A 1,507-nucleotide genomic window follows, 5' to 3' on the forward strand; every position below is an offset into this window, starting at 1 on the left:
ATGAGCTCTTTTGCCACGCGCAAGTTTTTCACCTTGTCGATACCATAGGCATCAATCAGAATTTTAAGAACGTTATCATTATATGAATAGCCGTATTTTTGGGCAGCATACCACAATTCAAAGGCATCATTAAAAAATGTGCTGTTCAACCATGACTTATTATAGGCGTGGTAAAGTTGTCTGTACGCTTTGTGGTCCAAATCAAACACATGCTTTCCTGGGGCGAACCCTTCATAACGTCCCCAGCCCAGGCCCAACTCCTCATCTCCCCAAAATTCAGTATCCTGCAGATCAATTCCATACCCTCGATGCGCCAGTAGTCTGCCGGCGGCAAAGGCACCTTCATCCAATTTATAAAAGCCAATCACATAGGGAAAAAATTCATAGGAATCGTCTGGATAATCTCTGGCAGATTCGTAAGAAAGAACCAGACCCCACTCCTTGGTCCAGGAAACACACTCGATGGACGCACTCCAGTCCATCCCAGGCATGGAGCAGCCCTGGACTGATATCGAGGACAGCACCTCCCACCTCACCGTCCCTTTTCTGAGAAGCGCGTAGTCCCTTGTTTGCGTGAATGCTGCAAGTTCCCGCAACTTTCTGGAGAACTCCAACTCTATGACACCGGCCTCTTCCCTGTCCCAATCATCCCCCAAGATATGCCGTTCAATTCTTTTGACCCTGGAACGAGTAAACCGCAACAGAGCACAGACCAACTTTTGTCTTGCAAGATCCACCTGCCCTTGATCGTAACGGGAGGCGAAGCGGGGTTCATGTTCTATTCGGACAGCGTCTCCGGGAGGCAGTACGCTTAGCGAATCACAGAATTGTCTGTAAACATCAGCCAGACATGGATCTTCCAATTCAATTTCATCCGGCGGTATGAGCCCAAGCAATGCGATCGGATCACTTTTTGCCATATCGGACATTCCTGTTTCCTTTCATTTGGCGCCTGGAGCTTGCTGCGCAAAAAAGAGCCTTTGTTAGTCGTATCGAAAACAGTATGTGAGATTTCCATCTCCAGAAAATTGAAATATGGACCTGAGGCCAGCAAGTATTTTTCAACAACTGAACTCCTATGCAGAATCCCTCATAAAGCTCTCTGAGTGATCGTTTTCATAGCCATGTGACGTTTTATGCGATTGTTCCGGCCTCAAGCCTACTCTTCACGCTTGAACAGGTGGCTCTTGCTGTTTTCCGACTCTTGCGTGGGTAGATTGTCGCCCCGATCTGGGACGGAGGTACCTTCCTTCAGGTATTTTTCCCAGGTAGTCATTATTGGGCGTGCATTGCGCAACACTCTCTTGGTCTGCTCGGCGAATTCCTGGGGCGACATCGGTGGTTGCGCTGCGAGAATCTCCTTTGCTTTCTCTATGTATTTCTGGTGCTCTTTCGACCTTGGCATGCCCCCCCCCTGTTGGTTGACGTGTTGGTGAACCCGTCAACGGGTGGTTCTGTAACGTGAGTGATAATGATGTTAATCGTCAGAGTTTTTCTCTGCCGAACC

General features: G+C 48.4%; 2 protein-coding genes. Both read right to left on the reverse strand.

The features are described 5' to 3' along the window. The coding region (locus D6694_05405) for a hypothetical protein (protein RMH44776.1) at positions 1–929 on the reverse strand (929 nt) is incomplete at its 3' end. Between the two features lie 230 nt (positions 930–1,159). Beyond that, positions 1,160–1,405: a hypothetical protein gene (locus tag D6694_05410; GenBank protein ID RMH44777.1), complete on the reverse strand. Its 246-nt coding sequence runs from the start codon at positions 1,403–1,405 to the stop codon at positions 1,160–1,162. Positions 1,406–1,507: the final 102 nt, after the last annotated feature.

The organism is Gammaproteobacteria bacterium (assembly GCA_003696665.1).
Taxonomy (GTDB): Bacteria; Pseudomonadota; Gammaproteobacteria; order Enterobacterales.